Origin of the sequence: Moorena sp. SIO4E2 (genome assembly GCF_010671945.1) — a bacterium.
GTDB classification, from domain to species: domain Bacteria; phylum Cyanobacteriota; class Cyanobacteriia; order Cyanobacteriales; family Coleofasciculaceae; genus Moorena; species Moorena producens.
Genome location: NZ_JAAHIE010000524.1, coordinates 1 through 4917, shown reverse-complemented (window position 1 = coordinate 4917; position 4917 = coordinate 1). Strand labels below are relative to the sequence as shown.

Sequence of the window (4917 nt, the reverse complement as noted above, 5' to 3'; positions counted from 1 at the left end):
TAATCTGACCAATTAGTAGGTGCTTGCAACACCATTTCTGTTGGAGCATGGATCTGTTGACATCCTAAATAGACATCCCTCAGATGAAACATGACTATTCCTCCTACATGGTCTAGGGGAAACCAGTTTAAGGAAATTTCTCTATCTGTAAAGTTGTTCATCTGGGCAGTGGCAGCACAACGACTTAACAAACTGCGATGGGTTTGCATTACAGCTTTGGGCATTCCCGTGCTGCCAGAAGTTAGCAGCAATATTGCTAAGTCTTCTGGTTGAGTGTGATGAAAATTACTATCTGCTTCGCTCTTTTGTAAAGCTTCTATGGTTTCTTGTTCCCAGTTTTCTAAGTTCGATTCTTGAGACCAGCGCTGAAGTTTTATTGCTAATTGACTGTCTGTCAGTACCAATGGCTTTCCTAACATTTGCCAGCTATTTTGGAGTTTGCTCAGGGTGGTGTTAGGTTGGTCATAACTACGAGCTATTGATATTGGTACTGGTATAAATCCCCCTAAAACACAACCCCAGAATGCGCTGATAAAATCTTGGTTTTCTTGAATTTGAAAAATTACTTTCTGTTGGGGTTTGAGGCCAATTTTTCTCAATCCTGCTAATATCTTTTGTGCATTTTTGAGTAGTTCCCCATAGGATTGAGTAGATTCGGAACCATCATAGTTGATGTATATTATTCCTTTTTCTGAATGCTGTTGGGCTGCTTTTTGTAATGCTTCTGCTAGGGTTTGTGGTGCATCTTCTGGTATTGTTAATTTACCACCATCACTGAAGGCAGGAACAACAGTTGTTTGGCTTTCTGATTGAGATGCTATTTCTACCTCAGAAGGAATTTTGGCTGTGGTTGTTGAGAACTCTACTGTGGGAGTTGTTTCAGGAATTAGGTCTAATAAATGAACGGGTGGAAGTGCTTTAGTTTGTTTGGATTGCACTACTACTGCTGCTTGTTCTATTTGTGGATGCGAATGCAGTTTTTCTTCCCAACGCTCTATTAACTGGGAGTCTATTACTTCTAGAGCGAACAGATCATTTTCATCTATTTTCCCCGATCCTGTTAGGGGTAATGCTGATACTTGTACATAAGCATCAGGTCGCTGATGATTTGATAATTGAGATTTGATCTGAGTTTGTATTGACTCGGTGGATATGGCTTTTGATACTTCTAGATAAGCTAGTAGCTGTTCCTCTCTTACTAATACATAACAGTCTTTTACTTCTGGATGGGTGCGCAAGGCAACTTCTACTTCTTGCAGGTTAATGCGGTTGCCTTTCACTTTTACTAGCCGCTCCACATTACCTCGCCATTCTAGGAAACCATCTCCTAAGCGACGTCCCCACTGTTGGGTTTTCTGTAGAAGACCGAGTTGGGGATGTTTGTATATGTCACCAGAGTTTGAAGAGCTATCGGATGCAGCAATGTAGATTTCTCCTTCTACACCAAGAGGAACCAGTTGTTTGTGATTATCTAGAATATAAATAGGTAAGTTATCTGACCAATCTAGGGGAATACAGGTGTTTTTGTCTGGGTTCTGACTAATTTCTAATAACTGTTGTTGCTCTGCTACAGTTAATAGTGGGAGTTGAGATATTTTCCGATCGGGGTTCTTGACTATAGCTTCTAACAACATTTGGAAATGACTTAACCAACGCTTGATAGTCACATCATCAAATAAATCCAAATTGTAGTTTAAATTCAACAAAAATTCATTCTCTATCTCAGTAATATCCAAGAAAAGATCGTAAGTTACAAACCGCTTATGAGTAGGTATCAAGCTAGTTTTCAACCCAAACATACTTGGCAAAGTATGGAATCGGTCTAGGTTAAATAATACCGATACCAAAACTGTTCTACTAAGATCTCTTTCAAGATTAAGCTTACTCACCAATTTGGCGTAGGGATAATCTTGATTTTGATAATCTTCTAACAAATTCCCCCTCATACTTATTAAAAATTCAGAGAAGCTACAAGAGTCATCAACACTACTCTTAATCGGCAATATATTAGCACAATAGCCAATCATATTTTTACTTCCTTCCAAAGCACGTCCACTTGTTGCAGTACCAATTACAATATCTGCATCATTCGTGAGTTTGCTTACTAAAATTTGATAAGTTGCTAAAAGAGTCATAAACAAGCTACAACCCTGCTGTTTACTAACCCTTTTTATTTGCTCGACCAGACTAAAATCCAATTTGAGAGTTTGTCTACCCCCCTTATAGCCCATTATTTGTGGACGTGGGCGATCGCTTGGTAAGTCTAAAACCGGAATCGAACCAGAAAATTTATCCAACCAGTAAGATTCGCTTGCAGCCATTTCTTCTGTCTGACTGATTTGGTTTTGCCACTCTACATATTCTCTGAATTGCATCGGTGGCTCTAGTTTGCAGATTTTCCCTTCACATTGGGCTGAATAAAAAGCAGCTATCTCTTTGAGAATGATTTCTATGGACAAACCATCATTAATAATATGATGAATTCTTAATACTAACCGATGTAATTTTTCTTCTAGTCTAAGGATATAAGCTTGCAATAGAGGTGCTTGACTCAGGTCGAAAGGTTTTTGAATCTCTTCCTCTAACCATTCAGTTATTTTAGATTCGCGACCGCTAGCTAATGAGTTTGAGAAATCAATCAAAGGAACCTTAATTTCTACTGAAGGCAAGACTTCCTGAAAATCCCCCTCAGAACATATTATTGTCCGTAGAGCTTCATGGCGTTCTACAATTTTTTGGATTGCTTGCTCCATTGCATTGATATTCAATATTCCCTCTAACTCAAGGCATACTTGATCGACATAAGCTTGTCTGCTATTCTCATCAACCTGGTCCAGAAACCAACATTGTTTTTGAGCTTCAGTCAGTGGAAAGGATACTAACAACCCATCTGTTTTCTGAAAGTCAATTTTGGGCAGTAACTGTAAAATTTCAGTTTTGTGTTGCTTTAATGTCGCTAATATTGAGTCGGTTGACTGGTCTTTGGGAGCATCGTATAATAATTGTCCATCTTCACTCCAAAGTTGCCAACCTTGATGATAAATATCTTGTAAAAATTCAACTAAGTTATTCATAATGCACCTCTCACACGCTCCGGTTGTTTGACATTAATTTGATAAATTTGCTGATTATTTTTCGGAAAAAAACCACCCTGACGCATTTCTGATATGCTTTCTTTTACAGCAGAAATAATATAATCAATATCTTGCTCTGTATGAGCTGTAGAAAGAAAACAAATTCTCCCTTCCCATATATAAAGACCTTTTTTTATTAGGTGATGAATCAGTATTTCCACCTCTATTGGTTGAAATATATAGCTCTCATTATCCGATGAAACAAACTGAAATATAGATGCAAAATATATCACCTTAACTGGTACATCTTCTTGTTTAAAGTAAGTATTTAGTGTTTCTACAAGCTTTGAAGTACCTTGATTGAGATTTTCTTGTAGTGATAGTCCTTCCCTTTGCAAATGCTCCAGCACTGCTTTTGCTGTAGCCATCGCTAAAGGATTTTTGTTGAAAGTACCACCAAAGAATGTCTGTAGTTTATGAGGATAGGAATCATCTCCATAGTGCCACTGGCCACCATCAAGGCCGTCCATATAGTCACCTTTACCAGCAATAATCCCTATTGGTACACCACCACCGACACACTTACCATAGGCAACAATGTCTGCTTCAATATCAAACCAAGCCTGCGCCCCTCCTGGATGAATACGAAAGCCAGTGATTACCTCATCAAAAATTAGAGCAATACCTGCTTGTTTAGTAAACTGTCTTAGTTCCTGAAGAAACTCTTTTGGTTGTAAACTTAGTCGGCGACTTTGTACTGGCTCTACCAAAACAGCAGCTAATTTATGGCCATTAGCTCTAATAATATCTAGAGATTCACTAGCACCATAATTTAGGACAATAACATCATCAACCATATTTTGCAATACCCCTGGAGATACGGGAACAGCTTGATGATTGTTGTCTAGATTAGTCGGCGCAACGGCTAAAACTCCATCTGAATGACCATGATAAGAGTTAGTAAACATCACAATCCGATCTCGACCTGTAGTCAGACGTGCTAAACGTACTGCTGTCATCATTGCTTCTGTACCGGAGTTACAGAATGCAACTCGCTCCATACCTGTGAGTTCTTGAATTAACTGTGCTACTTCCCCCACAAATTTTGCTTGCGGACCAACTTGTACCCCTTGATTTAACCAATTTTGGATAGCTTCAGTGATAAATTGTGGCTTATGACCAAACAGATGTACGCCAAACCCCAAGGAGATGTCTATATACTCATTGCCGTCAACATCCCACATCCTAGACCCATTAGCTGATTCTCCAACTATGGGATATCTCATCTCTTTTAGTTCCATTATCCATTTTGCTGTAGCTCTTTTATCAGCCAGTAATGGACGATAACGTTGGGCAGTTTCTTGAGATTTTTGAGTTTTCCTTGTGTAAGTAGTAATAAATTCATCTAAGTAGCTCTGTTGCTGTTTATTCAAAGCTGCTTTACGTTTGTTCAAGGCTACTTTCCTGGAAGTATTTGTCGCAGATATCTTTTCCTTGATTTTATTTGACTCTGCTTGAGCAATAATCACTGTTTCTTTAGATAAAGCTGTTGATCTTCCCCCAGTCTTAGGAACAGTGACAACTTCAGCAAAACCACTTTCACTCAGTAACTGCTCCCACTTGGATGAACTTAGCAAAGGTGAATCAGGGCGTAAGTCTAAATCATTGAATTTCTGCCATCCGCCTAATAACCCAAAGATTAAATCTAACCATCTTTGAGGAGCCGTCTTTTCCCACAAAACTAACATTCCCCCTGGTGCTAATAATTGCCGCACATGGGATAAAGTATCACTCATATAAGTAGTAGCTCGGAAGAGCGAGAGCCAATTTCGAACAAGGAGAG

At 38.9% G+C, this 4917-nt stretch carries 2 protein-coding genes; both read right to left on the bottom strand.

Annotation, left to right across the window (positions count from 1 at the left end; genetic code table 11):
- On the bottom strand, positions 1 to 3074 hold a 3074-nt coding region (locus F6K37_RS32125; RefSeq protein WP_287254651.1), incomplete at its 3' end, for a condensation domain-containing protein.
- Positions 3071 to 4917: aminotransferase class III-fold pyridoxal phosphate-dependent enzyme (locus F6K37_RS32120; RefSeq protein WP_287254649.1), on the bottom strand; the 1847-nt coding region annotated here is incomplete at its 5' end. The genes F6K37_RS32125 and F6K37_RS32120, both read right to left, overlap by 4 nt.